The sequence below is a fragment of the Streptomyces fulvorobeus genome (assembly GCF_013167895.1).
GTDB classification, from domain to species: Bacteria; Actinomycetota; Actinomycetes; order Streptomycetales; family Streptomycetaceae; genus Streptomyces; species Streptomyces fulvorobeus.
In genome coordinates this window covers 1130410-1156224 of sequence record NZ_BLWC01000001.1, presented here as the reverse complement: position 1 = coordinate 1156224, position 25815 = coordinate 1130410, and the positions used below count along the sequence as shown (strand labels likewise).

21 protein-coding genes and 2 pseudogenes are annotated in these 25815 nt (G+C 72.4%); 15 read left to right on the top strand and 8 right to left on the bottom strand.

Annotation, left to right across the window (positions count from 1 at the left end):
• Nucleotides 1–53 precede the first annotated feature (53 nt).
• From cmk to der, 3 genes are read left to right on the top strand one after another with little or no spacing between them, the layout of a single operon-like run.
• Complete coding sequence (gene cmk / locus Sfulv_RS05145) at nucleotides 54–770, top strand: (d)CMP kinase (RefSeq protein ID WP_173311988.1); 717 nt, start codon at nucleotides 54–56, stop codon at nucleotides 768–770.
• Nucleotides 767–1438: a lysophospholipid acyltransferase family protein gene (locus Sfulv_RS05140; protein WP_173311985.1), complete on the top strand. Its 672-nt coding sequence runs from the start codon at nucleotides 767–769 to the stop codon at nucleotides 1436–1438. Before cmk ends, Sfulv_RS05140 begins: the two co-directional genes overlap by 4 nt.
• Nucleotides 1439–1490: 52 nt before the next feature.
• Nucleotides 1491–2960, top strand: coding sequence for a ribosome biogenesis GTPase Der (gene der, locus Sfulv_RS05135; protein ID WP_173311983.1), 1470 nt, complete (start codon nucleotides 1491–1493; stop codon nucleotides 2958–2960).
• Nucleotides 2961–3031: 71 nt separating this feature from the next.
• Here der and Sfulv_RS05130 read toward each other — a convergent pair whose 3' ends face one another.
• Nucleotides 3032–3325: a hypothetical protein gene (locus Sfulv_RS05130; RefSeq protein ID WP_173311980.1), complete on the bottom strand. Its 294-nt coding sequence runs from the start codon at nucleotides 3323–3325 to the stop codon at nucleotides 3032–3034.
• A 137-nt stretch (nucleotides 3326–3462) separates the two neighbouring features.
• Nucleotides 3463–4245, bottom strand: coding sequence for a DUF8842 C-terminal domain-containing protein (locus Sfulv_RS05125; protein ID WP_173311977.1), 783 nt, complete (start codon nucleotides 4243–4245; stop codon nucleotides 3463–3465).
• 343 nt (nucleotides 4246–4588) lie between these two features.
• Between Sfulv_RS05125 and Sfulv_RS31115 the strand changes: the two genes are divergently transcribed.
• The 4 genes and pseudogenes from Sfulv_RS31115 to Sfulv_RS05105 all read left to right on the top strand — a co-directional run bounded on the left by Sfulv_RS31115 (nucleotide 4589) and on the right by Sfulv_RS05105 (nucleotide 8080).
• Nucleotides 4589–5068, top strand: a complete 480-nt coding sequence (locus tag Sfulv_RS31115; RefSeq protein WP_173311974.1) for a transglycosylase family protein — start codon at nucleotides 4589–4591, stop codon at nucleotides 5066–5068.
• Between the two features lie 85 nt (nucleotides 5069–5153).
• Nucleotides 5154–6427: pseudogene (locus Sfulv_RS05115) on the top strand (glycosyltransferase family 4 protein).
• 80 nt (nucleotides 6428–6507) lie between these two features.
• A complete protein-coding gene (locus Sfulv_RS05110) occupies nucleotides 6508–7467 on the top strand; it encodes a helix-turn-helix transcriptional regulator (protein ID WP_173311971.1) in 960 nt (319 codons plus the stop codon).
• 397 nt (nucleotides 7468–7864) lie between these two features.
• On the top strand, nucleotides 7865–8080 hold the full coding sequence (locus Sfulv_RS05105) for an I78 family peptidase inhibitor (protein WP_173311968.1): 216 nt from the start codon (nucleotides 7865–7867) through the stop codon (nucleotides 8078–8080).
• Between the two features lie 112 nt (nucleotides 8081–8192).
• On the opposite strand, the gene Sfulv_RS05100 is transcribed toward Sfulv_RS05105, so the two are convergent.
• Nucleotides 8193–9185 carry a phosphatase PAP2 family protein gene (locus Sfulv_RS05100; RefSeq protein ID WP_173311965.1) on the bottom strand — a complete coding sequence of 331 codons (993 nt, stop codon included), beginning with the start codon at nucleotides 9183–9185 and terminating at the stop codon, nucleotides 8193–8195.
• 535 nt (nucleotides 9186–9720) lie between these two features.
• Here Sfulv_RS05100 and Sfulv_RS05095 point away from each other — a divergent pair.
• A complete protein-coding gene (locus Sfulv_RS05095) occupies nucleotides 9721–11421 on the top strand; it encodes an MFS transporter (protein ID WP_173311962.1) in 1701 nt (566 codons plus the stop codon).
• A 73-nt stretch (nucleotides 11422–11494) separates the two neighbouring features.
• Nucleotides 11495–12715: an acyl-CoA dehydrogenase family protein gene (locus Sfulv_RS05090; RefSeq protein ID WP_173311959.1), complete on the top strand. Its 1221-nt coding sequence runs from the start codon at nucleotides 11495–11497 to the stop codon at nucleotides 12713–12715.
• A 39-nt stretch (nucleotides 12716–12754) separates the two neighbouring features.
• Here the strand turns inward: Sfulv_RS05090 and Sfulv_RS05085 are convergent, their stop codons facing one another.
• Complete coding sequence (locus tag Sfulv_RS05085) at nucleotides 12755–13195, bottom strand: cell division protein SepF (protein ID WP_173311956.1); 441 nt, start codon at nucleotides 13193–13195, stop codon at nucleotides 12755–12757.
• 310 nt (nucleotides 13196–13505) lie between these two features.
• On the opposite strand from Sfulv_RS05085, the gene Sfulv_RS05080 reads away from it, so the two are divergent.
• Entirely contained in the window at nucleotides 13506–14768 is a 1263-nt protein-coding gene (locus Sfulv_RS05080; RefSeq protein ID WP_173311953.1) for a DUF5685 family protein, read from the top strand.
• A gap of 36 nt (nucleotides 14769–14804) precedes the next feature.
• Nucleotides 14805–15602 carry a DUF1684 domain-containing protein gene (locus Sfulv_RS05075; protein WP_173311950.1) on the top strand — a complete coding sequence of 266 codons (798 nt, stop codon included), beginning with the start codon at nucleotides 14805–14807 and terminating at the stop codon, nucleotides 15600–15602.
• Nucleotides 15603–15912: 310 nt separating this feature from the next.
• Here Sfulv_RS05075 and Sfulv_RS05070 read toward each other — a convergent pair.
• Together Sfulv_RS05070 and Sfulv_RS30120 are read right to left on the bottom strand one after the other, a co-directional pair.
• Nucleotides 15913–16409: pseudogene (locus tag Sfulv_RS05070) on the bottom strand (phospholipase).
• Between the two features lie 188 nt (nucleotides 16410–16597).
• The gene (locus Sfulv_RS30120; RefSeq protein WP_173311947.1) at nucleotides 16598–17110 is read right to left on the bottom strand and encodes a hypothetical protein; all 513 of its coding nucleotides are present in this window, start codon (nucleotides 17108–17110) and stop codon (nucleotides 16598–16600) included.
• A gap of 125 nt (nucleotides 17111–17235) precedes the next feature.
• On the opposite strand from Sfulv_RS30120, the gene Sfulv_RS05060 reads away from it, so the two are divergent.
• Complete coding sequence (locus tag Sfulv_RS05060) at nucleotides 17236–18072, top strand: potassium channel family protein (RefSeq protein WP_173311945.1); 837 nt, start codon at nucleotides 17236–17238, stop codon at nucleotides 18070–18072.
• Between the two features lie 55 nt (nucleotides 18073–18127).
• Here the strand turns inward: Sfulv_RS05060 and Sfulv_RS05055 are convergent, their stop codons facing one another.
• Nucleotides 18128–19192, bottom strand: a complete 1065-nt coding sequence (locus Sfulv_RS05055; RefSeq protein WP_246353015.1) for an ABC transporter permease — start codon at nucleotides 19190–19192, stop codon at nucleotides 18128–18130.
• Nucleotides 19193–19348: 156 nt separating this feature from the next.
• Between Sfulv_RS05055 and Sfulv_RS05050 the strand changes: the two genes are divergently transcribed.
• The 3 genes from Sfulv_RS05050 (at nucleotide 19349) to Sfulv_RS05040 (ending at nucleotide 24953) form a co-directional block, all read left to right on the top strand.
• Entirely contained in the window at nucleotides 19349–22885 is a 3537-nt protein-coding gene (locus Sfulv_RS05050; RefSeq protein WP_173317593.1) for a DNA polymerase III subunit alpha, read from the top strand.
• Entirely contained in the window at nucleotides 22882–23892 is a 1011-nt protein-coding gene (locus tag Sfulv_RS05045) for a DNA polymerase Y family protein (RefSeq protein ID WP_173311942.1), read from the top strand. The genes Sfulv_RS05050 and Sfulv_RS05045 overlap by 4 nt, the downstream gene beginning before the upstream one ends.
• 167 nt (nucleotides 23893–24059) lie before the next feature.
• Nucleotides 24060–24953 carry an esterase/lipase family protein gene (locus Sfulv_RS05040; RefSeq protein ID WP_173311938.1) on the top strand — a complete coding sequence of 298 codons (894 nt, stop codon included), beginning with the start codon at nucleotides 24060–24062 and terminating at the stop codon, nucleotides 24951–24953.
• A gap of 65 nt (nucleotides 24954–25018) precedes the next feature.
• Here Sfulv_RS05040 and Sfulv_RS05035 read toward each other — a convergent pair whose 3' ends face one another.
• On the bottom strand, nucleotides 25019–25726 hold the full coding sequence (locus tag Sfulv_RS05035; RefSeq protein WP_173311935.1) for a response regulator: 708 nt from the start codon (nucleotides 25724–25726) through the stop codon (nucleotides 25019–25021).
• Nucleotides 25727–25815: the final 89 nt, after the last annotated feature.

Here is a 25815-nt window from a genome sequence, read left to right as displayed (position 1 = left end):
CCTTGGGGAGGCCGTATCGAGGCCCGACTCAGCCCACCCCGTGTACCAGGAAGGTGTCCACCACCGTGGAAACCGCAGCAGCCGCCGCCCCGACCTCTCCGGCCGCGGTGATCGTCGCCATCGACGGGCCCTCCGGCACCGGCAAGTCGAGCACCTCCAGGGCCGTCGCGGCCCAGCTCGGTCTCAGCTACCTGGACACCGGCGCGCAGTACCGGGCGATGACCTGGTGGATGCTGAGCAACGGCATCGACGTGCGGGACGCGGCGGAGGTCGCGACGGCCGCCGCCAAGCCCGTCATCGTCTCCGGAACCGACCCGACGGCGCCCACCATCACCGTCGACGGTGAGGACGCCGCGGGCCCGATCCGCACCCAGGAGGTCACCTCCGGCGTCAGCGCCGTGAGCGCGGTCCCCGAGGTGCGCACCCGGATCACGGAGCTCCAGCGGACCATCGCGGCGCAGGCGCAGGGCGGCATCGTGGTCGAGGGCCGGGACATCGGCACCACGGTCCTGCCGGACGCCGACCTCAAGATCTTCCTGACCGCCTCCCCGGAGGCGCGTGCCGCCCGCCGCAGCGGTGAGCTGAAGGGCTCGGACCTCGCCGCCACCAAGGAGGCGCTGATCAGGCGCGACGCGGCCGACTCCGGCCGCAAGACCTCGCCGCTGGCCAAGGCGGACGACGCGTGCGAGGTGGACACCACCGAGCTGACCCTTCAGCAGGTCATCGAGTGCGTCGTCACCCTCGTCGAGGAGAAGCGGGCCGCGAAGTGACCGATGCCACGAGAGCGCCCACGCCGCGCGGAGCGGCCATCGGGCGAGGGATCGGCATCGGGCTGGTGCACACGCTGTTCAGGCCCCGTGTGCTCGGCGCTTGGCGGGTCCCCGCCGCCGGACCCGTCATACTCGCGGTGAACCATGCGCACAACATCGACGGACCGATGCTGATGGGCACCGCGCCCCGGCCCGTCCACTTCCTGATCAAGAAGGAGGCGTTCGTCGGCCCGCTCGACCCGTTCCTGCGCGGAACGGGTCAGCTGAAAGTGGACCGTACGAGCGTCGACCGCACCGCCGTCACCCAGGCGCTCGGCGTACTGGAGAACGGCGGGGTCCTCGGGATCTTCCCCGAGGGCACGAGGGGCGAGGGAGACTTCGCCGCCTTGCGTGCCGGGCTCGCGTACTTCGCGGTACGCGGCGGGGCGCCGATCGTCCCGGTGGCCGTCCTGGGAAGCACGGAACGCCGGGGACGGCTGATATCCGCGCTGCCTCCGCTGCGCAGCCGGGTCGACGTCGTCTTCGGCGAGGCGTTCCAGGCGGGGGACGGCAGCGGGCGCCGGACCCGTGCGGCGCTGGACGAGGCGACCGTACGCATCCAGGGCCGGCTGACCGCGCACCTGGAGAACGCCAGACGCCTCACCGGGCGCCGGGCAGGACTTGAGTAGTGGGCGCACCGACAGTGGCCCATCGATGATGACGCAAAGAGGAACGGACTTCATGAACGACCAGATTCACTCCGACGGCTCGGACCACGAGCACGGAGCACTTGGCGACGCCGAGTACGCGGAGTTCATGGAGCTCGCCGCGCAGGAGGGGTTCGACCCCGAGGAGGTCGAGGGCGCGATCGGTGAGGCCGGTCACGGCCCGCTGCCGGTCCTCGCCGTCGTCGGCCGCCCGAATGTCGGCAAGTCGACCCTGGTGAACCGCATCCTGGGCCGCCGCGAGGCCGTCGTGCAGGACAAGCCGGGTGTCACCCGGGACCGCGTCAGCTACGAGGCCGAATGGGCCGGGCGCCGTTTCAAGCTCGTCGACACCGGCGGCTGGGAGCAGGACGTGCTGGGGCTTGACGCCTCGGTCGCCGCCCAGGCCGAGTACGCGATCTCGACGGCCGACGCCGTCGTCTTCGTCGTCGACGCGACCGTGGGAGCCACCGACACCGACGAGGCCGTCGTCAGGCTGCTGCGCAAGGCGAAGAAGCCCGTCGTCCTGTGTGCCAACAAGGTCGACGGACAGAGCGGCGAGGCCGACGCCACCGCGCTCTGGTCGCTCGGTCTCGGCCAGCCCCACCCGGTCTCCTCGCTGCACGGCCGCGGTACGGGCGACATGCTGGACGCCGTGCTGGAGGCGCTCCCCGAGGCCCCCCCGCAGACCTTCGGCACCGCCATCGGCGGCCCGCGCCGCATCGCGCTCATCGGCCGCCCGAACGTCGGCAAGTCCTCGCTCCTGAACAAGGTCGCCAAGGAGGACCGGGTCGTCGTCAACGCCATGGCGGGCACCACCCGTGACCCGGTCGACGAGCTGATCGAGCTCGGCGGCGTCACCTGGAAGTTCATCGACACGGCCGGCATCCGCCGCAAGGTCCACCTCCAGGAGGGCGCGGACTACTACGCCTCGCTGCGTACGGCGGCGGCGGTGGAGAAGGCCGAGGTCGCCGTCATCCTGATCGACTCCAGCGAGTCCATCAGCGTCCAGGACCAGCGGATCGTGACCATGGCCGTGGAGGCGGGCCGTGCGATCGTGCTCGCCTTCAACAAGTGGGACACCCTCGACGAGGACCGCCGCTACTACCTGGAGCGGGACATCGAGACGGAGCTCGCGCAGGTCGCCTGGGCGCCCCGCGTCAACGTCTCGGCCGTCACCGGCCGGCACATGGAGCGCCTGGTCCCGGCGATCGAGACCGCGATCGCCGGCTGGGAGACCCGCATCCCCACGGGCCGGCTGAACGCCTTCCTCGGTGAGATCGTCGCCTCGCACCCGCACCCGGTCCGCGGCGGCAAGCAGCCCCGCATCCTCTTCGGCACGCAGGCGGGCATCAAGCCGCCGCGGTTCGTACTGTTCGCCTCCGGCTTCCTGGAGCACGGCTACCGGCGCTTCGTCGAGCGCCGTCTGCGCGAGGAGTTCGGCTTCGAGGGCACCCCGATCCACATCTCGGTCCGCGTCCGCGAGAAGCGCGGCCGCAAGAAGTGACCCGGTAGGCAGGTACGACGAAGCCCCGGACCGCTCGCGTAAGGCGAGTGGTCCGGGGCTTCGTCGTACGGTCAGTGCTCCCGTGAGCCCGGCGGCAGGGCGGCGGGCTGGGCCCGCCCCGCGTGCCGGCCGACCCGCTGCCAGGAACCGAGGTTCCCGGTGTGCGTGGTCTGCCCACCGGGGGGCTGACTGCTCAGCGGGTGCCGGCTGCTGAACAGTCCGGCGCCGAATCCCGGGTAGGAGAGGTTCTCCTCGCCGCTCCGGTCGCCCGGCAGGGCTCGGAACGAGCGCCGGTACTCGGAGTACAGCGCGTCGTAGATCGGAGTCGGCGACTTCCCGCCCGATGGGTCCTGCGACGGACGCATGGCAGGAATCTGACTCTGGTGCTGGCGGGAGGGGTCGTATGAGTGCACGTATGTGCCAACGACCTCACCGCCGGACGGATGCGGGCCCGGCGGGAGATTCCGTGCGGGGCGGGGGTACGAAGGACGTACCGGCACGGTCAGGTACCGGCCAGCGGCATCGCCGCGGAGACCAGGAGACCGTTGACCGCCGCCTTCTCCAGGGCGTCGCGGAGCAGGTCCTCGCGCGGCTGCTTGCCGATCGAACCGGCCGGGGCCGCGAACACCAGGACGGTCTGCGCCTTGTTGGCCGCGGTCCGCCAGCCCTCGGTCACCTGGAGCGGCTGGTGGGCCTGCCACCACGCGACGGGGGTGCCGCCGCCGGAACCCGGCTGCAGCACGGCGTGCAGCTGTCCCATGGCGAGGAGCACCGACCAGCCGGGGAGCACGGCCGGCAGTTCGCTGAGGTCGGGGGTGGACCGGAAGCCCTGTTCCAGCAGCAGCTGGAGGAACTCGTCGCCCCCGCTGCCGTCGGTGCCGGGCCGGGCGATGGGGCCGGTCGGTTCGACCACGAGGGCCGGCCTGAGATCGTCCTCGATCAGGACGAGGCCGCTGGTGATGCCGAGAACGGCCTGGTCGGGCATGAGACCTTCCGGGTTCTCCGGCTCGCTGCCGGTGATGGACCGCACCGCTCCCTGGAGCTGGTCCTCGGCCACCTGGACGACCTGGGAGGGGATGCAGGTCGCGTGGGCGAACGCGAGCACGGCGGTCTCCTCTCCGACGAACAGCACCGTGCTGGTGCGCTCCTGCTCGGAGTCGCCGGGGGTCCGGCAGGAAGTGCAGTCGTAACTGCCTGGGGTGCTGTCGCCGACGAGCAGCCGGTCGGCTTCGGCATCGCCGATCTCGGCGCGTACGTCCTCGCTGACGTCGAGCATGCGCGGCACGGGTGGCTCCTCGAACTCGGTGCGTGCCGGGCTTTTCCCGGCTCATGAAAGGACAACGGAAGACCCACGGCCTGGGTCACGCGCGAAGGGGCACCGAAGTACGGAAGTCCGCTCGCGGCGCAACCGGTCCGTCCGGGAACCCGGTGGTGATCCGTGCCCGGGGAGCGCGGCCGCCGGGCGGACACGGGGCCGACCGGGTGCCGGTCGCCGTCCGGCCGCGTGGCCCGTTCCTGCGCGTGGCCCCGCCCGCTTAGCGTGACCGGATGCCGAAACCGTTCTTCAGGCCCGCAGCCCTGTTCCTGTCCGCGCCGCCGGCTGCGGCGCTCCTCTTCCTCGCGCTGCTGTGCGCGCCGACGGCGGCCCTGGCCGCGCCGCCTCCGGTGCCCTCCGCCGGGGCACCCGCCGACGGCCCGCCCCGGGGCTGTGGCCCGGTGGGCGGGCCTGCGACACGAGCGAGGGCCCGTGGGACTGCGTCGCCGCCTGCGAGAGCGGCGGCGACTGGCAGGCCAACACGGGCAACGGCTTCTACGGCGGGCTCCAGTTCCGCCAGTCGACCTGGGAGGCGTACGGCGGCACGGACTACGCCGCGCGCGCCGACCTGGCCACCCGCAAGGAGCAGATCCTGGTGGCCGAGAAGGTGCTGGAGGCCCAGGGGTGGGGCGCCTGGCCGCACTGCGGCGCCCCGTACCGCGACGGCGGGCGGACGCACCAGGGCCCGGAGTCCGACGGGCTCGTCCGGATGGCCGGCCCCGGTCCGGAGTGGATGATTCCGGGAACAGCCCTGGTCATGGACTCGCCGCGACCGTCCCGTGACTCAGGGTAGGTCTTCCGCCGGGGGTGCCTCGCGGCGTCCGGGTGACACGTAGGGTCCCCAGCAGACCAGTCGACCAGGGGGGTACGGCGACGTCATGCACATTTCTTTTCTGCTCCACAACGCGTACGGCATCGGGGGCACGATCCGTACGACGTTCAATCTGGCCGGCCAGCTCGCCGAGCACCACGACATCGAGATCGTCTCGGTCTTCCGCCACCGTGACGCACCAGCGCTGGGCGCTCCGGCGGGTGTACGGCTGAGACACCTCGTCGACCTGCGCAGGAAGAGCCCGTCCTACGACGGAGACGCACCCGAACACGCGAGACCCGCCTCGGTGTTCCCACGCGGGGACAGCAGGCACAGGCAGTACAGCAGGCTCACGGACGCCCGGATCGCGGCCCATCTGCAGTCGCTGGAGGCCGACGTCGTCGTCGGCACCCGGCCCGGCCTCAACATCCACATCAGCCGGCAGGCGCGACGCGGACCGGTGCGCGTAGCCCAGGAACACCTGACGCTGGGCAGCCATCCCTACCGGCTGCGCCGCGAGATCGGCCACCGCTACGGGCTGCTCGACGCCGTCACCACCGTGACGGAGGCGGACGCCGAGGACTACCGGACCCGCCTGCGGCTGCCGGGAGTCCGGATCGAGGCCATCGCCAACAGTGTTCCGGCGCCCGCGGGCCCGCCCGCGGCCTGCGAGGAGAAATGGGTCGTCGCGGCGGGCCGGCTGCACCGGGTCAAGCGGTACGACCTGCTGATCGGGGCCTTCGCCGATGTGGCGGCCGTCCGGCCGGACTGGCGGCTGCGGATCTACGGCGGCGGGGACGCGACCGGCGACGAGAAGGAGGGACTGCACCGGCTCATCGGGCACTCGGCCTCCAGGAGCGGGTGTTCCTGATGGGCGCGGTGCACCCGATGGAGACCGAGTGGCCCAAGGGCTCCATCGCCGCGGTGACGTCGGACCGCGAGTCCTTCGGTATGACCATCGTCGAGGCGATGCGCTGCGGGCTGCCGGTCGTGGCCACCGACTGCCCGTGGGGCCCGGCCGAGATCATCGAAGACGGCATCGACGGGCGCCTGGTGCCCGTGGGGGACCGGGCGGCGGTCGGTGCCGCCCTCCTGGGGCTGATGGAGGACGAGGAGCTGCGCCGCCGCATGGGCCGTGCCGCGCTGGCCTCCTCCGCGCGGTTCGACCCGGCGGCCATCGCCGAACGCCATCTGGGCCTCTTCACCGAACTGGCCGCACAGGGCGCGCGCGGCCGTTCGCGGAGCGCGCTGCGCTCGGTGCTGCACCGGTCCCGCGGCACCGTGCTCGACGGGGCGTACGCCCTGCGCTACAAGGCGGCCGACGCGATCCGCAAGGGCTGAGCGGCTGAGGTCCACCGCCAGGGAGGAGTGCCGGTGGTCGCGGACAGCGGTTGTCCGCAACCGCTGGCAGACTCGCCCCCATGTTGGAGACCTCGGCACGACTGCTGCGCCTTCTCTCGCTGCTGCAGGCCCATCGGGACTGGTCAGGAGCCGATCTGGCGGACCGCCTCGGCGTGACACCGCGTACCGTCCGCCGCGACGTCGACAAGCTGCGCGCACTCGGCTATCCGGTCCACGCGCATCCCGGCACGGGCGGCGGTTACCAGCTCGGGGCGGGCGCCGAGCTGCCACCCCTGCTCCTGGACGACGAGGAGGCGGTGGCCGTGGCGGTGGGGCTGCGCACGGCGGCGGGCCAGGGCGTCGAGGGCATCGGCGAGACCTCGCTCCGGGCGCTCGCCAAGCTCGAACAGGTGCTGCCGAACCGGCTGCGGCGCCGGGTGAGCGCGCTCGGAGCCTTCACGGTGCCCATGCTGCGCGGTCCGGAGACGTCCACGGTCGACCCCGGCGTCCTCACCGAGCTGGCCGGGGCCTGCCGCGACAGCGAGCGGCTGCGGTTCGACTACCGCGACCATGGCGGTTCGGTCTCGCGCAGGACCGTCGAGCCGCACCGGCTGGTGTGCACCGAACGCCGCTGGTACCTGGTCGCCTGGGACGCGGACCGCTCGGACTGGCGTACCTTCCGGGCGGACCGCATCACGCTCACCCCGCCGCACGGCCCCCGCTTCGCGCCGCGCGCCGCTCCAGCGGAGGATCTGGCGGCGTACGTCTCCAAGGGCGTCTCCTCCTCGGTGTACGCGGTGCGGGCGGTCATCCGGCTGAAGGTCCCGGCCGAGCGGGCGGCCGAGCGGATCTCGCCGTCAGCGGGGGTGCTGGAGGCGGTCGACGCGCACAGCTCCTTGCTGCGCACGGGGGCGGCGAGCCTGGATGTGCTGGTGATACACGTGATGCTCCTGGGGTTCGACTTCGAGGTGCTGGAACCGCAGGAGCTCACTGACGCGGTGCGGACGGCGCGGGACCGTCTCACCCGGGCGCTGGGCTGAACGGCCAGGTCCGAGGCTTCCGGAGCGGTGGAATCCGGGCAGCGGAGCGGGGCCGCTTGGCTGAAATGACGAGAAAGCATAAGTCCTACATAAGGAAGCATGAATTTCAGGTGGCGCTGACGTTTCCGCGGTGCGGCGCGCACGGAGAAATAGCAGGTCACCCGGGAGCCGCGACGGACGGCAATTTCCTGCCCCGTTCACCGTCCGGATCAATTGTCCGGCGGTCCGCGCCTAACGCCCCTGACGTTCTGGACTGCCCGTTCGGGTGAAGCTGTTCGACGTAAACGGGCGTGGGTATTCTGTGACCCAAGCGTGACCGGTACGGCACGGGGGGATGCGTCGCGCGGGCCCGGCATCCCGCCTTCCGTCCCGGTCGGGGGGCGCCTACGGTGGGGGTATGGCACCTACACCGACTCCTCCCGCACAGCCGGACGACAGCCCGCAGTCGTACGTCGGCCTCGATGCCGCGGCCGCCGAGCGGCAGGCCAGGGACCGGGGCTGGAAGACCGTCAGGTCGCTGCCGCCCGGCTCGGTCATCACCATGGAGTACATGAAGGGGCGGATCAACTTCGAGGTCGACAGCTCCGCCGTGACCCGCTGCTGGGTGGGCTGACCGGGCGGCCCGGAGCCGGCCCCCGCACAGCGAAGGCCCCGACCTCGGTCGGGGCCTTCGCTGTGCGGGAGAGGCTGTGCGTACCGTCCCCGCGGCTCAGGGGGCCGGTCAGCTACATGGGGCGGGCCGGGGTGTTGGTCCGGGGCGCGCGCTCCGCGTGCGACGGGCGGCGGGGGCCGGCCGGGGTGACCGGCGTCCGCTCGGAGCGCACCGTGTGCGCGCGGGGCCGGGTGCCCGCCACCGGATGGGCGGCCGTACCGAGGGACGGGCTGGGCGCCTCCGCGGTCCCCGCACCGCCACCGCTGTCGCTCCGGGTGCCGAGCGGCTGGGGGAGCAGCACCTGCGGCCTTGCGGCGGCGGCCACCACGGGGCGCCTGCGCGCCCGCCACTGCTCGCGTACCGCGAAGATCCAGGCTTCGGCACGGGTGATCACGGGCTCGAACCACGGCAGCCCCAGCATGATCAGCAGCCCCGCCGCCCAGCCCAGCAGGACGTCGCTCAGCCAGTGCGTCCCGATGTAGACGGTGGTGAGTCCGACACCCAGCGAGACCGTTGCCGACAGGGCCGAGAGATAGCGCCTGGCCCGTGGCGTGGTGGCCAGGTAGGCGAGGATTCCCCAGGTCACCACGGCGTTGGCGGTGTGTCCGGAAGGAAATATATCGCCGCCCGCGAACATCTCGGCCGAGCCGATCTGCGTCGCGTAGTGCGGCCCGAGCCGCCCGAGGCCCAGCTTGACGGCGCCGACCGTCACGTTGAGCAGGAGCAGCGAGGTGCCGAGGGTGAGCAGCGGACGCAGGGTGTGCTGGCGCCAGGACCGCCAGCCCAGCCAGCAGGCCACCATCACGGCGGTCGGGCCCCGCTGGCCCAGGACGACGTAGTAGTCGAGGAAGGCGTGCAGCTCGGGCCACTGCTGGTACGGCCGGAACAGCATGACCTTCCAGTCGAGGGCCACGAGCCAGGACGAGACCAGCACGGCGACGACGATGGCGAGATAGAACGCCAAAGTCCCGCCGAAGAGAGCGATGCGGTGGCGACTCATCCGCGGGATCTCTATCTTCGGCGGTTCCGGCTCCCGGTCCAGACGGGCAAAGATGTCGGTACGCACCCAATGGACGTTACAGCGAGTGAGTGTGAGAGCAGGCCGTTCGGGCCGCTTTGTGATGACGATGTGATGTGGACTTTGTCTCAGCGGGGCCTCAATTCCGAACGCACCCGAGAATCCCGGTGGTCCTTCACGCAATTGGTACGCCGACCGCCTCGTAAGCATGTTTGAGCTGCTGGGATAAGCGTGCGGGGCGGATCTTGTATGAAATTCTCCGGTCATTCGCGGCGGGTGTCCTTGAGGTGGCCGAAGCGTGTCTCCAAGGTGCTGTCCCGGTGTCCGCTACCCGGCGCGGGCACCGGTCCGCAGGATGCTCCACGGCTTCCGGCGCGGTCCCGGAAGAGGCCCCGCCGCGGCGTGGCGGCGTGGCGCACGCCACACTCCGGCACGCGACGCGGTATGAGGTGGACCACGTCTGACCACGCCGGACTCGCGTACGCTGACGGATCACTCGCCCGTCGATGCCGGGCCCCGGGGATGCCGCACGCGGAGTCCCCGCCGGTCTGCCGAGCGTGAGGGAATCATGGGAGGTACGTACATGTCGCGGACGACCACGGCCGGACACCGGCTGCGTGAAGCGGGCGCCGGCGCCAACCGCTGGGCCGTGCTGGTCGTCCTCTGCCTCAGCCTGCTGCTCGTCGCCCTCGACGCGACGGTGCTCCACGTCGCCGTACCCGCCGTCACCGAGGATCTGCGTCCCAGTGCCGTGGGGCTGCTCTGGATCGTGGACGCCTACCCGTTGGTCTGCGCCTCGCTGCTCATCCTCTTCGGCACCCTCGGCGACCGGATCGGCCGACGCAAGGTCCTGCTGTCCGGTTACGCGCTGTTCGGCGCCGCCTCGGCGCTCGCCGCGGTGGCGGACACCCCCGCCGTCCTCATAGCGGCCCGCGCGCTGCTCGGGGTCGGCGGCGCGATGATCATGCCGGCGACGCTGTCCATCCTGCGCCAGGTCTTCCCCGACCGCCGTGAGCGGGCCCTCGCCATCGGCTTGTGGACGGCCGTCGCCGCGGCCGGCGCCGCCGCCGGGCCGGTCATCGGCGGCTTCCTGGTCGAGCACTACTGGTGGGGCTCGGTCTTCCTGATCAACATCCCGCTGATGGCGGTCATGCTGCCGCTCGGCCGCCGGCTGCTGCCGGAGTCCCGCGGCACCGCCGAGGGTCCGTGGGACGTGCTCGGCGCGCTGCTGGCCGCGGCCGGTGTGCTGGGTGTCGTCCTCGGAGTGAAGCGGCTGGGCGGTGGCCAGGACGTACTGAGCCTCGCGACGCTCGCCCCCCTGGTGACCGGCGCCTCGCTGTTCGTCCTCTTCGTGCGCAGGCAGAAGCGCCGTACGCATCCCCTGATCGACATGGCGATGTTCTCCCGGCCCGCGTTCAGCACGGCGGTGGGCTGCATCGTCCTCGCCATGCTCGCCCTGGTCGGCCTGGAGCTGATCGCGGTCCAGTACCTCCAGCTGGTCCTGGACCTCAGCCCGCTGGAGACCGGCCTGCGGCTGCTGCCGCTGACCTTCGCCGCGATGGCGGCCGGCGCCACCGGCTCGTACACCCTGCGCCGCGTCGGCCCCCGCCGGATGGTCGGCTGGGGTTTCGTGCTGACGGCGGGCGCGGTGCTGCTGCTGACCCTGATGGGCCAGCACGACCGTCCCGTCCTGCTGACGGCGGGCTTCGTACTGCTCGGCTTCGGGCTGCAGTCCACGCTTTTCGGCGCCTACGAGTCGATGCTGAGCGAGGTGCCCGCGGAGCGCGCGGGCGGCGCGGCGGCGATCGGTGAGACGTCCTACCAGCTCGGGGCGGGTATGGGCATCGCGCTGCTCGGCAGCGTCATGAACGCCGCCTACGCGCCGGGCCTCTCCGGGCTGCACGCCCGGGGCGTGCCCGCCGAGGCCGGAGCGGCGGCCTCGAACTCACTGGGGGAGGCGTACCAGGTGGCCGGTGAGCTCGGCGGTCCCGCGGGAGCCCTGCTGCGCACCACGGCCCGCCACGCCTTCATGAACGGCCTCCATCTCACGCTGCTGGTCAGTGCCGGGCTCCTGCTGCTCGGGGCGCTGGCCGCGCGGCGGCTGCCGAAGGCCATGGACTGCACGCCTGCCCAGCCGTGCCGGGCCCGTGAACGGATCGTCGCCGGGCCCCGCCTGACGAGCGTCCCCGCGCCGGGTCGCGGAGGGCGTTCCGAGCCGGGGGTTCCGCTGCCGTCGCGGCGTGAACCCGCCGAGGCGGCCGGCTCTGGACGAGCAGCACACTGAGCCGTAATGTCGGCACGACCTCGTAACTACCACTGCTAGTTTTCGTTCGCTGCGAGCCGCCGGAGGCACCCTCATGTCCACCACGCCGCCCTCGAAGCCGTCGAAGCTCCCGCCGTTCGACCCCGCCGACCCGATCGGCGTCGACGACCTGCTCGGCCCCGAGGACCTCGCGATCCGTGACACCGTCCGGGCCTGGGCCGCCGACCGGGTACTGCCGCACATCGCCGAGTGGTACGAGAACGGCGAGCTGCCCACCATCCGCGAGCTGGCCAGGGAGCTGGGCGCGCTCGGCGCGCTCGGCATGTCCCTGGAGGGATACGGCTGCGCGGGCGCCACCGCCGTCCAGTACGGTCTGGCCTGCCTGGAACTGGAGGCCGCCGACTCCGGAATCCGCTCGCTGGTCTCCGTACAGGGCTCCCTCGCCATGTACGCGATCCACCGCTTCGGCTCCGATGAGCAGAAGCGGCAGTGGCTGCCCGGCATGGCGGCGGGCGAGATCATCGGCTGCTTCGGGCTCACCGAGCCGGACCACGGCTCCGACCCGGCCGGGATGCGCACGTACGCCAGGCGCGACGGCGGGGACTGGGTGCTCGAAGGCCGCAAGATGTGGATCACCAACGGCTCGGTCGCCGGGGTCGCCGTGGTCTGGGCGCAGACCGGCGAGGGCGCGAACGGCACCGGCATCCGCGGTTTCCTCGTACCCACCGACGCCCCCGGCTTCTCGGCGCCGGAGATCAGGCACAAGTGGTCGCTGCGGGCCTCGGTCACCAGCGAACTGGTCCTGGACGGTGTGCGGCTGCCCGCCGACGCGGTGCTGCCCGGCGTCACCGGCCTGCGGGGCCCGCTCAGCTGCCTCAGCCACGCCCGGTACGGGATCGTCTGGGGTGCGATGGGCGCGGCGCGCGCCAGCTTCGAGGCCGCGGTCGACTACGCGAGGACCCGGGAGCAGTTCGGCAGGCCGATCGGCGGCTTCCAGCTCACCCAGGCCAAGCTCGCGGACATGGCCCTGGAACTGCACAAGGGCATCCTGCTCGCCCACCATCTGGGCCGGCGGATGGACGCGGGGACACTCCGCCCCGAACAGGTCAGTTTCGGAAAGCTCAACAACGTGCGGGAGGCCATCGAGATCTGCCGCACCTCGCGCACCATCCTCGGCGCCAACGGGATCTCGCTCGAGTACCCGGTGATGCGCCATGCGACGAATCTGGAGTCGGTGCTCACCTACGAGGGGACCGTGGAGATGCACCAGCTGGTGCTGGGCAAGGCGCTCACCGGTCTGGACGCCTTCCGGTAGACCGGGGTGCAGACCGGACCGAGCCGGTGAGCGCCCTGCTCAGCTCTGGTTGAAGAAGCCGTCGGCCGGCCGGCCGGCGGCTTCGCCGTTCACTACCCGGGTGTTGGCGGGGGTCAGCAGGAAGACCCGGGTGGCCACGCGCTCGATCGAGCCGCGCAGTCCGAAGGTCAGCCCCGCGGCGAAGTCCACGACGCGCTTGGCGTCGGCGGGGTCCATGGCCGTCAGGTTGACGATCACCGGGACGCCGTCCCGGTAGAGCTCACCGATGCCCCGCGCGTCCCGGAAGCTGTCCGGGGTGACGGTCGCGATCCGGCGGCCCTTCTCCTCGGCCGTCACGGAGGCCACCTGGACGCGCGGGTCGGTCACCCACGCCTGGCTCGTACCGGTCTCAGCACCTTCGGAGTACTCGTCGTCGTAGTACCGCTCGTCGTTGTCCTCTACGAGGCCCAGCCAGGCACTCGCCTTGCGCACCGATCCCATGGACGCCTCCTCTCACCGCGGTTCCTTGGTGTTCCGCATCTCTTTCCTATCCCCATGGTCGTTCATGATGCGGACAGCGCGCCAAGTAGATAGTCGGAGTGCAGGGGATTCGTGACGGTACTGGTGCAGAAGATGTGGCGGTTCGTCAAGGTTCGTCCCGGATAAGGCGCCTGGTAGAAGGAAAATATGATGCTCCGGGCCGTACGGGTGACCTGGGGCACGTACGGGTGAACGGATCACTCGATACGATGCACGCCGCGCAGGTGCACGAGCCCGGCGCCTTCCACGAACGACCTCCGGGGGGACCGGCGTGTTCGGAATCGTCAGACCCTGCGCGCACCGCCTGTCGGAACGGCTGAAGACGGAGTGGACGGCGCATCTGTGCGGCCTCTGTCTCGCCCTGCGCGCCGACCACGGGCAGTTCGCCCGGGTCGTCACCAACTACGACGGCCTGATCGTCTCGGTCCTGACGGAAGCTCAGGCCGAACGCGGCACCGGACTCCGCCGGACCGCGGGGCCCTGTCTGCTGCGCTCCATGCGCACCGCGCCCGTCGCCCGCGGCGAGGGGGCCCGGCTCGCCGCCGCCGTCTCCCTCGTCCTGGCGTCGGCGAAGATGCGCGACCACGTGGCCGACCGCGACGGCCTGTTGGCGCGGCGCCCGGTCGCGGCGGCGGCACGCCGGGTCGCCGCCGGCTGGGACCGGGCGGGCGCGCGTACGGGAGCCGAGCTCGGCTTCGACACGGCGGTACTGCTCGACGCGGTCGGCCGGCAGAACGGGATCGAGTCGCTCGCCGGCCCCGGGACCCCGCTGCTGACGGTCACCGAGCCCACCGAGACGGCGACCGCCGCGGCCTTCGCGCACACCGCCGTACTCGCGGGCAGGCCCCGGAACGCGGCGCCGCTCGCGGAGGCGGGCCGGCTCTTCGGGCGGCTCGCGCACCTGCTGGACGCCGTGGAGGACCAGGAGGCTGACGCCGCGTCGGGCGCCTGGAACCCGCTCACCGCTACCGGCACCTCGCTCGCCGAGGCCCGGCGCCTGTGCGACGACGCGCTGCACGGCGTACGGCTGGCGCTGGGCGACGCGGAGTTCACCGACGGCGCCCTGGCGCACGTCCTGCTCGTGCACGAGCTGCGCCGCTCGGTGGACCGGGCGTTCGGCTCGGCCGCCTGCTCGCACCAGGCCGACGGCGCCCTCCCGGGCGCCGTGCTGCTGGAGGGCGGGGAGCGGACGGACCGTCAGCGGCCGGGCGGGCCGCCGGCCGGGTCGTTCGGGCCGCCGCCCGCCGGGCCCTACACCCCGGTACCCGGTGGGCCCTACGGGCCGCCCTCCCCGCCGCCGCCCCGGCCGCCGCGCGACCGGCGCGGGCTGATAGCCGGCTGCCTGGTGTGGACGGGGCTCGCCTGCACCGGCCAGATGTGCTGCGGGACGTACCAGGGGCCATGGAGCCGCGAGCAGCGCAGTGGCCTGTGCGGCCAGTGCGACTGCGGGTCCTGCTGCGACGTGTGCAACTGCTGTAGCAGTTGTGGCGGTGACGGCGAGGGTGGCTGCTGCGACTGCGGTTGCGACTGCTGAGCCCGACCGGCCTGCCCGTATGGAAGGGTTGAGGCCATGAGCACGGACGAACAGCAGGCCCGGCAGGAGTGGCGGAGCTGGCACGAAGAGCGCATCGGCACGGTCGCCGCGCCGTACGGTCCGCTCTCCCTGATGGGCACCCACTGGCTCTCCGACTACCCGGACGGCCGCATTCCGGCCGTCCCGGGGCGGTGGCGTGAAGAGGGCGGAGGAGTGCTGCTCACGGCCACGCCCGAGGACGGGCTGAGCATCGACGGCAAGCCGCTGACCGGCGAGGTCAGGCTCATGGCCGACCGCGGGCCGATCGACGGGGCCCGGGTGGCGCACGGCGCGCGCCGACTGGTCGTGCTGAGCCGTGAGGGACTTCTGGCCGTACGCGACTTCGACCCCGCGTCCCCCGCCCGGCAGGCGTTCCGGACCATCGAAGCCACCCCGTACGACCCGGGCTGGGTGCTCCCCGGCACCTTCCGGCCGTACCTGGCGGAGCGCACGGTCCGGGTCGGGAACGCCGACGGGGTCGAGCGGGGTCTCGGGCTCGGCGGGGAGATCACCTTCGAGGTGGAGGGAGCCGCGCACACGCTCCAGGCCGCGGTCGAACCCGACGGTTCGCTCTGGGTGGTCTTCGCCGACGCCACCAGCGGGGGCAGCAGTTACCGCTTCCGTTTCCTGCGGCCCGCGCCACCGGCCGAGGACGGCCGCGTGAGCGTCGACTTCAACCGCGCGCTGCTACCGCCCTGCGCCTTCGCGGACCACTTCATCTGCCCGTTCCCGCCTCCCGGCAACACCCTCTCCGTCCCCGTCCCGGCCAGTGAGCGGAACCGTATCGACGCCTGACAGCGAGGATGTAGGTGAGCGTCCCTGTTCACCGGGGTCCGGTGAACAGGGACGCCGGACGATCCAGCTGCCGGTGCGGCTTCCCCTTACGTACGCCGCGAGGTGAAGCATGTCGTCACGGGCGCACCGGGACAGACGAGTACGGCTATGAGGCCGCTGAGCCACAGGGAGCCTCCGGTGCCCCGGTGCCGGCTTCCTCGCGCCGGGCGTGCGCGACCCGCCCTCCGGACCCGCAGCAGTCCCGGTGACGGTGACGGGAACACGTGCTCGGGGCCCGGGGGTCTCGTGCGGATCAGGCGGTGCGCTCGGGTCAGGCGGCCTGCGCCTGTCTGGCGGAGCCCGCCTTCGCCGGTGCCACGCCGAAGATGTCCACGGCGTGGTAGTACGTCCACGCCGTGCTGTTGCACGAGGTGAGCGTGGCCCCGAGTAGGCGGCGCACACCCGCTTGAGGTCCGAGTAGAACGCGGAGTCGATGCGCGCCTTGTTGGCGGAGAAGGTGCCCGCGGCCTTGTAGTTGCGGTAGCCGAAGTCGTGGCGGGCGCAGGACTTCTGGAAGGGGAAGCCGAAGGGGTTGTCGGGCGAGGTGCTGCAGTAGTCCGTCGACCAGTCGAAGCCGTACGCGGCCCAGGCGCCCTGGTTGTTGCGGGCGGAGTTCCAGGCGTTGTAGCTGGAGGCGCTCGTCTGGGTCCAGGAGCTGAGGACCTGCGGCTTGTCGGCGGGGGCGGCCGAGGCGGACGCGGCAGGGAGCAGGGCGAGGGGGAGCGACAGGGCTACCGCGGAGAGCGAGACGGCGAAACGGCGACGCATGGACAACCTCCGGTGCGGGACGGGGATGCGGGGGTGCGCGTGCCCCGTGGATCACACGGGGTCGCCGCTCCAGGATGATGCCATGCACCTGTCATGCCTAGCCGTCGTGCCGACTGGACGTCAGGAATTGGGCTCCGGGCCGGACCGCGGCCATGGAAGAACCCCCTCCCGCCACCGCGGCCGGCGGGTCAGAAGACCTTCGACTCCAGGTGGTACGTCGTGTCCACCTGGAATCCGTTGGTCGCCCTGGCCCTGATCTCCAGCACGTAGGCACCGGGAGTCAGCGGGGCGACGCCGCCCCAGACACCCCAGGCATAGCGCTGGACCAGGCCCGTCCTGAACGCCGCCGTGAACTCCCGCAGAGGCAGCGGAACACCGTTGAGCGACGCGTCGGCCTCCGCGACCGCCATGGACCGGGGAACCCTCGAATACGACCTGGTGTGCTGCATGTTGAGCACCGGAAAGAACAACCGCCGGTCCGCGGGGACCGCACAGCGCCGCACCACACGACCCCCGTAGGTACCGGCGAGGAACCAGAGGTCGCCCGGCTGCTTCCAGGCCGCGTGCTCGCCCGTCGTGTCCTGCACCGGACACCGGTCGTCCGGGGCGGACAGGGCCCACTTCCACCACCGGCCCGCGAGCGCCCCGCCCTCTTCGCCGCTCAGCTCCCACGTACTGTCGACCGACTCCGTACCGCTCATGACGCCCCTCCCGCGTGGCCCCCGACCCGAGGGCTTGTTTTCGGACAAGCGGACAGTACCGGGAGCCCAGGGCCCGCGCGGAGCGGGTGTGCCACCGGCCGGCTTCCGCTCCTTACGATGACTCCATGAGAAGCACGGAACCGGCGGAGGCGACGTCCGGGGGCGGAACAGGGGCCGACGAGCGGTGGGAGCGGCGTACCCAGGGGCCGCTCCTGGTGCTGGCCCTCCTGTTCGCCGTCGCGTACGCCGTCCCCGTCGTGGCACCCGGCGCGGGCGCCACGACACTGCGGCTGTGCCGGGGTGTGGAGTGGGTGGTGTGGGGAGCGTTCGCCGTCGACTACGCCGTACGGCTCCTGCTCGCGGCCGACCGGTGGCGGTTCGTACGCAGTCACCCGCTGGCACTGACCGCCGTGCTGCTGCCCATGGTGCAGCCGCTGCGGCTGCTCCGGCTGGTGTCCACCCTGTTGCTGGCCGGGCACCGGGCCCGGATGGCCTCGCAGGTGCGGCTGACCACCTACGTGGCGGGGTCGTGCGTGGGTCTGCTGATGTTCGGCTCACTCGCGGTGCTGGAGGTCGAGAGGGACTCGCCCCAAGGCACCATCAAGACGCTCGGCGACGCGGTGTGGTGGTCCTTCACCACGATGACGACCGTCGGATACGGCGACTTCGCCCCGACCACGGGTCTGGGCCGGATGCTCGCGGTCGGACTGATGCTGTCGGGGATCGCGCTGCTGGGTGTCGTCACGGCGAACATCGCCGCCTGGTTCATCTCCCGCTTCGAGAGCGACGACACCGCGGACCGGCTGCAGACGGAGGCCATCATCGCGCTCACGGCGGAGGTACGGGCGCTGCGCGCGGAGGTCACGGAACTGTCCGCGGCACGGGACCGGGTGCCGGGGCCGGCCGGCCCGGGCGACGACGGCGCGAGCGTGCCCGGACGGGCGGCGCTTGGCTGCGAGTGACGGGGGAGTACGGTACGGGCGTCAGTGAGCACCGCTGCCTGAACGGCAGATCCGGTCAGGCGGCGGTCGAGCCGCCGGGGCGAAGGTCCGTGGCGGCCGGGGTGGTGGCCGGCGGGCCGGTGGTGGGGTCCGGGCTGTGCCGCATCGACAGGAGCAGCGTGAGGGCCGTGCCCACGACCGCCCAGGCGGAGAGCACCAGCAGCGGGCCGGTGAGCGCGTTGCCCTTGAAGTAGGCGATCGAGCGGGCCGCCCAGGTGCCCGCCCCCGGTGGCAGCGCGGGGCCGATCGCCCGCCAGAAGTCGGGCAGCATCGGCAGCGGGAAGGCGCCGCCCGCGCTGGGATTGCCCGCGATCACGATGAGCAGGACGGCCAGGCCGATGCCGATGACGCCGGTGAGGGCCTCCAGGGCGAGTGTGATCATGCCGACCGCGAAGACGACCAGTGCGCCCAGGCCCCACAGCCCCCACAGGCTCCCGGGCAGTGCGCCGAGGACCGGTCCGATGATCACCGCGCCGCCGATTCCGCCCGCGATCGAGTACAGCGCCATGGTGGCGGTCCTGATCAGGGCGCGCTGCCGGTCCGCGGGCCTGGTGCCCGCGCTGATCGCCAGGATCGAGGCGCAGAGGTAGCCGCCGACGCACCAGCCCACCACGAGGTAGAAGGACGAGAGGCCGTCGAAGTCGTCCGGTGACGCCGGGGCCACGTCGACGGTCCTGACCGTGCGGCGCTGGGTCGCGTCGACCTTCTCCATGATCTTCGTCAGCGAGTCGGCCAGGACGGTCCCGCCGCCCGAGGCGACGAGCACGGTGTCGGTGGTGCCCCTGGGGTCGACGATCAGGGCGCCGTCGATGTCGCGGTTCATGATCTGTTCGCGGGCCTCGGCCGCGTCGCGGGCCGGGCGCGGGTCGAGCGGGCCGCCGGGGAGTTCCTCGAGCCGGGAGACGAGCTGCCCCGAGACCTGCTGGGGCGCGACGACGGCGAAGGGGACGTCCGTCGGGTCGGGCTTGTGCAGGGCCCCGACGTAGGACGCGATGAACAGCAGTTGCAGCGCGAGCACGCCCAGGACGAGCAGGGCGGCCCGTGGAGTGACGGCGTTCTTCACCTCGTCGACGAAAGTCATGCCCTCACGGTCCGGGCGACCTGGTGTTTACGCAGGTGGGGCTGGGCCGAATGGTCGAGGGGGGTGCCCCCGGGCCGGTTATCGTACGAGTGTTCGAAATGGTCTATGGTGGAGAACGAGGGGGGTGATGAGTACGGATCGGTCCAGGAGGTGCGGATGTCCGGGTTCACGCATCTGCACACCGCTTCCGGATTCTCCCTGCGGTACGGGGCCTCGCACCCGGAGCGGCTGGCCGAGTGCGCCGCCGACCGGGGGATGGACGCCCTCGCGCTGACCGACCGCGACACCCTCGCGGGCACGGTCCGCTTCGCCAAGGCGTGCGGAGAAGCCGGGGTGCGGCCGCTGTTCGGGGTGGACCTCGCGGTGGCACCGGCCGCGGCGGATGACGGGCGTGCCCGTCGGCGTACACCGGCACGCGGGGGCGCCTTTGTCGACGAATCCGCACCCCGGGCCACTTTCCTCGCCCGGGACGGCGCCCGGGGCTGGGCCGAGCTGTGCCGGCTCGTCACCGCGGCCCACGCCGCTCCGTCCGTACTGTCCGTACCGGCACCGTCCGTACCGACCGCGACGCCCTCGCCGGCGCGGTCCGCTCCGCCCAGCTCGTCCGCGGGCGCCGGGCAGCCCGTCGTCGGCCGGTCCGAGCTGCCCGCCGAAGGGCTCACCGTGCTGCTGGGCCCCGCATCCGAGGTGGGCGCGGCGCTCTCCGCCGGCCGGCCCGACCTGGCCGCCGCGCTGCTCGCGCCATGGCGGGAGATCTACGGCGACGACCTGCGCCTCGAAGCCGTACACCACGGCCGTCAGGGCACAGGACCCGGATCGCTGCGGCTCGCCGCCCGTACCGTCGGCTTCGCCGCCGAACAGGGGGTGCGGGCCGTCCTGACCAACGCGGTCCGGTACGCCGACGCCGGGCAGAGCCGCGTCGCCGACGTGCTCGACGCCGCCCGCAGGCTCGTCCCCCTCGACCCGCGCCGCTCGCCCCTCGACAGCGGGGAGCGCTGGCTCAAGGACGCCCGCGCGATGGCGGAGACCGCCGAGCGGATCACCGCCGCCGCCGGTCTCGGGCCGGGCGCGGGGGCGGCGCTGCTCGCCGAGACCCGGCGTACCGCCGACGCCTGCCGCGTCGACCCCGCCGGTGACCTCGGGATCGGCGCGGTCCACTTCCCCGAACCGCACCTCGTCGGCGCCGGCCTGCGTACCGCCCAGCGGGTGCTGGCCTCCCGGGCCGCCGCCGGCATGGTCCTGCGCGGCCTCGACCGCAGACGGGACTACTGGGAGCGGATGCACCAGGAACTGGACATCATCGCCCACCACAACTTCGCCTCCTACTTCCTGACCGTCGCTCAGGTGGTGGACGACATACGGGACATGGGGGTACGCGTCGCCGCCCGCGGCTCCGGTGCGGGCTCCCTGGTCAACCATCTCCTGGGCATCGCGCAGGCCGATCCGGTCGAGCACGGGCTGCTCATGGAGCGCTTCCTCTCCAAGCGGCGCTTCGTGCTGCCCGACATCGACATCGACGTGGAGTCGGCCCGCCGCCTCGACGTCTACCGCGCGATCATCCGGCGCTTCGGCGCCGAGCGGGTCGCGACCGTCGCCATGCCCGAGACCTACCGGGTGCGCCACGCCATCCGGGATGTCGGGGCCGCGCTCTCCATGGACCCGGCAGAGACCGACCGGCTGGCCAAGGCGTTCCCGCACATCCGGGCCCGCGACGCCCGCGCGGCCATGGAGGAACTGCCCGAGCTGCGGAAGGTCGCGGCGGACAAGGAGAGGTACGGCCGGCTGTGGGAGCTGGTGGAAGGACTCGACGCCCTGCCGCGCGGCATCGCCATGCACCCGTGCGGGGTGCTCCTCTCGGACGCCTCCCTGCTGCGCCGCACCCCGGTCGTGCCCACCAGCGGCGAGAGCTTCCCGATGGCGCAGTTCGACAAGGAGGACGTGGAGGATCTCGGGCTGCTCAAACTCGATGTGCTGGGTGTGCGGATGCAGTCGGCGATGGCGCACGCGGTCGCCGAGCTGAAGCGGGCCTCGGGGCAGGAGCTCGACCTGGACGCCGTACCGCCGGACGACCCGGAGACGTACCGGCTGATCAGGTCCACCGAGACGCTGGGCTGCTTCCAGATCGAGTCACCCGGCCAGCGCGATCTGGTCGGCAGGCTCCAGCCGGCCACCTTCCACGACCTCGTGGTCGACATATCGCTGTTCCGGCCGGGGCCGGTCGCCGCCGACATGGTGCGGCCGTTCATCGAGGCCAGGCACGGCCGCGCTCCCGTCCGTCATCCGCATCCCGACCTGGAGGAGCCGCTGCGTGAGACGTACGGAGTGGTCGTCTTCCACGAGCAGATCATCCAGATGGTCGACATCATGACCGGCTGCGGCCGGGGCGAGGCCGACCGGGTGCGGCGCGGGCTCTCCGATCCCGGGTCGAAGGAGCGCGTCAAGGTGTGGTTCGCGCAGCGGGCCGCGGCGAGGAAGTACGGCATCGAGGTGATCGCCCGGACCTGGGAGATCATCGAGGCGTTCGGTTCGTACGGCTTCTGCAAGGCGCACGCGGTCGCCTTCGCCGTACCCACCTACCAGACGGCCTGGCTCAAGGCCCACCATCCGGCCGCCTTCTACGCCGGGCTGCTCACCCACGATCCCGGGATGTATCCGAAGCGGCTGCTGCTCACGGACGCGCGGCGGCGCGGGGTGCCCGTGCTGCCGCTGGACGTGAACCGGTCGGCGGTCACTCATAGAATCGAACTGACGTCTGATAAGGAGGGTGGGGCGGAGGTCTGGGGGCTGCGGCTGGCCCTCTCGGACGTCCACGGCATCAGCGAGGCCGAGGCCGCCAGGATCGAGGCCGGGCAGCCCTACGCCTCGCTGCTGGACTTCTGGCAGCGGGCCCGGCCCGGCAGGCCGGCCGCCGAACGGCTGGCCAAGGTCGGCGCGCTGGACGCCTTCGGCGCCAACCGCCGCGATCTGCTGCTGCACCTCTCCGAGCTCCACCATGCCCGGCGGAGCTCGGACCCGGGGCCCGGGAGCGCGCAGCTTCCGCTCGGGGACGGCCGGCACACCGGCTCCATCGGTCTGCCCGACCTCACCGAGGCGGAGCGCCTCAGCGCCGAACTCGGCGTGCTGAACATGGACGTGTCCCGGCATCTGATGGGGGACCACCACGCGTTCCTCAAGGAGCTGGGCGCGGTCTCGGCGAAGCGGCTGAGGGAGGCCCGGCACGGGGAGACCGTGCTGGTCGCGGGAGCCAAGGCCGCCACCCAGACCCCGCCGGTCCGCTCCGGCCGCCGGGTCATCTTCACCACCCTGGACGACGGTACGGGCCTGGTCGACCTGGCCTTCTTCGACGACAGCCACGCCGCCTGCGCGCACACCGTCTTCCACTCCTGGCTGCTGCTGGTGCGCGGAGTGGTGCAGCGGCGCGGGTCGCGCAGCCTGAGCGTGGTGGGCGCGGCGGCCTGGAACCTGGCGGAGCTGGCCGAGCTGCGGCGCACCGGCGGGCTCGACGCGGTCGCTGCCCGGCTCGCGGAGGAGCCGGTGCGGGAGGGTGCTCAGGAAGCCGCTCCCACGGAAAGCCGCCGCATCCAGATGCCCACCGGGTACGAGATGAACGCCTGGGCCGATCTCCGGCCGGCCGGAGAGGGGACGCCCACGGGGAGGAAGCTGTGGCACCAGAGCCCCGGGAGCGCGGGATGAGCGACAAGACGGGCGAACGGCCGTCGGTCCTGTGCCTGCGTTTCCGGCGGATCGGCGGAGGGCTCCCGGACAGTGCGGGGTACGAGGGGCTGATCGCCCTGCTCGGCGGGTTCACCCCGGTCGTCGAGGCCGCACCGCCCGACGCTGCCCTCGCCGATGTGGGCGGGGCGCTGCGCTACTTCGGGCGGGACGTGACCGGTCTGGCCTCGGTGATCCGGGTCCGCGCGCTCGCCCTGCACGGCGTGGACTGCGCGATCGGGGCGGCCGTCAACCCGATGCTGGCCAGGATGGCGGCGCGGCAGGCGGCGCCCGGTACGACCTTCGTGGTGCCCGCGGACGGGGCCGCCGCGTTCCTGGCGGCCAGGCCGGCCGCCGCGCTCGACGGGGTCGGGGCGGCCACGGCGCGCACGCTGTGCGGGTACGGACTGGACTCCGTCGGCCGGATCGCCGCCGCGCCGCTCGCCACCCTGCAACGGATCACCGGCGTCCGGAACGGCCGCGAACTGTGGGAGCGGGCGAACGGCATCGACCGTACCCGGGTCGTGCCGAACGCCGCCGCCCGCTCGGTCGCCGCCGAACGGTCCTTCCCCCGCGACGAGCTGGACCCGGAGCAGCACCGCAGGGCGCTCCTCTCGCTCACCGAGGAACTGGGCATCCGGCTGCGTGCCGATGGACAGGTGTGCCGCTCGCTCGCGGTCACCGTGCGCTACGCCGCCCGCACCGGATACGCGACGCTGACCCGCAGCCGTACGCTCCCCGAGCCCACCGCCCACTCGGTGGCGCTCGCCGCACTGGCGTACCGCATCCAGGACTCGTTCGGGCTCCAGCGGGCGCGAGTGCGGGGGATCTCCCTGCGGGCGGAGGGTCTGTACGAGGCGGAGCGCGCGGCCCGTCAGCTCACCTTCGACCCGGTGGACGAGCGGGCGCGGCGCATCGAGGCGGTGTCGGACCGGCTGCGCGCAAGGTTCGGGCCGCAGGCGGTGAAGCCGGGACGCCTCGCCGCCTGAACCCGTGGCGAACCGGGCGGCGGTGGCGGCGCATCAATTTTTACCGACGCGTAACTTCCCCCGGCGCCGTACTCGTGCGTAACTTGGCATGAGCACGTAACTCTTGTGGTCCGGGCCGCAGGGCGCACACACATCGCACCCCCCTTGAGCCGCAAGGAGAACACACGATGCTGCCCTGGAACCTTCCGGTGCGCACCCGCCGTCCACGCCGGACGCTGACCGCCCTGCTCCTCGCCTTCGCCGCCTTCGCCGCCCCCACGGCGGCCGCTGCCGCCGCCCCCGCGGCCGAGGCCGCCGCCACGTCCCGGGGCTGGAACGACTACTCCTGCAAGCCCTCCGCGGCCCACCCCCGGCCCGTCGTCCTGGTCCACGGAACGTTCGGGAACTCGGTCGACAACTGGCTCGTCCTCGCCCCCTACCTCGTCAACCGGGGGTACTGCGTCTTCTCCCTCGACTACGGGCAGCTTCCCGGCGTCCCGTTCTTCCACGGCCTCGGCCCGGTCGACAAGTCGGCCGGACAGCTCGGCGTCTTCGTCGACAAGGTGCTCGCCGCCACCGGAGCGCCCAAGGCGGACCTGGTGGGCCACTCCCAGGGCGGCATGATGCCGAACTACTACCTGAAGTTCCTCGGCGGCGCGGCGAAGGTGAACGCCCTCGTCGGCCTCGCCCCCGACAACCACGGCACCACCCTCCTCGGGCTGACCAGGCTGCTGCCGCACTTCCCCGGCGCCGAGGACCTGCTCTCCGCCGCGACCCCCGGCCTCGCCGACCAGATCGCCGGGTCCGCGTTCATGACCCGGCTAAACTCGGTCCCCGACACCGTGCCAGGGGTGCGCTACACCGTCATCGCGACCCGGTACGACGAGGTCGTGACCCCGTACCGCACGCAGTACCTGGACGGACCCGGCGTACGCAACGTCCTCCTCCAGGACCTGTGCGCGGTCGACCTGTCCGAGCACGTGGCGATCGGGACCGTCGACCGGATCGCGTTCCACGAGGTGGAGAACGCCCTCGACCCGGCGCGCGCCACCCCGACGAACTGCCTCTCGGTGATCGGCTGACCCTGGTGGCGGCGTGCCGGGCGCCGCCACCAGGCCGTTCCCACGGCGGACGTGGGGAGTCACTCTCAGAAGCGGCTGAGGACAGCGCGGTAACGCCGCTCAGGACGCCCCGTCCCCCCGTACCGCAGCGTCACCTCGGCCCGGCCCGTCTCCGCGAAGTACTCCAGATAGCGCCGGGCGCTGACCCGCGACAGCGCACCCGCCTGCGCGCACTGCGACGCGGACAGCCCCTCCGGATGCTGCCGCAGCACCCGCTCCACCAGATCGGCGGTGTGCGCCGCCAGCCCCTTGGGCAGTTCCCGCGAGCCCGGCGGGCGGGCGCCGAAGATCCGGTCCACGTCCTCCTGGCGGGCCTCCTGGTGCGCCTCGTCGAGGGCGTCGAGCCGGTTGCGCAGCGAGGCCACGTGCCGTACCTGCTCCTGGAGCGCGGAGGGATGGAACGGCTTGATCAGGTAGTGCAGCGCACCGGCCCGCAGCGCGGCCCGCACCACCCCCGCGTCGCGGGCCGCCGTGATGAACAGCGCGTCCACACCGTGCCCGCCCGTGGCCGGGTCCTCCGCCGCACGGAGCTCGCGCAGCACACTGATGCCGTCCATGTCGGGCAGATAGATGTCGAGCAGGACCAGATCGGGACGCAGCTCCCGTGCCGCGCGCAGCGCCTCGGCCCCGCTGTGGGCCGCCCCGACCACCGTGAACCCGTCCATCACGGACACATAGCGGCAGTGCAGCTTCGCGACCATGAAGTCGTCGTCCACCACCAGCACTTTCGTCACGCCGACACGGTAGGTCGCGACCACAACGACCACAACGTCCGTTGATTCCGGAACGGCGACAGCTCGTCCACGCGCAGGCAACATGTGGG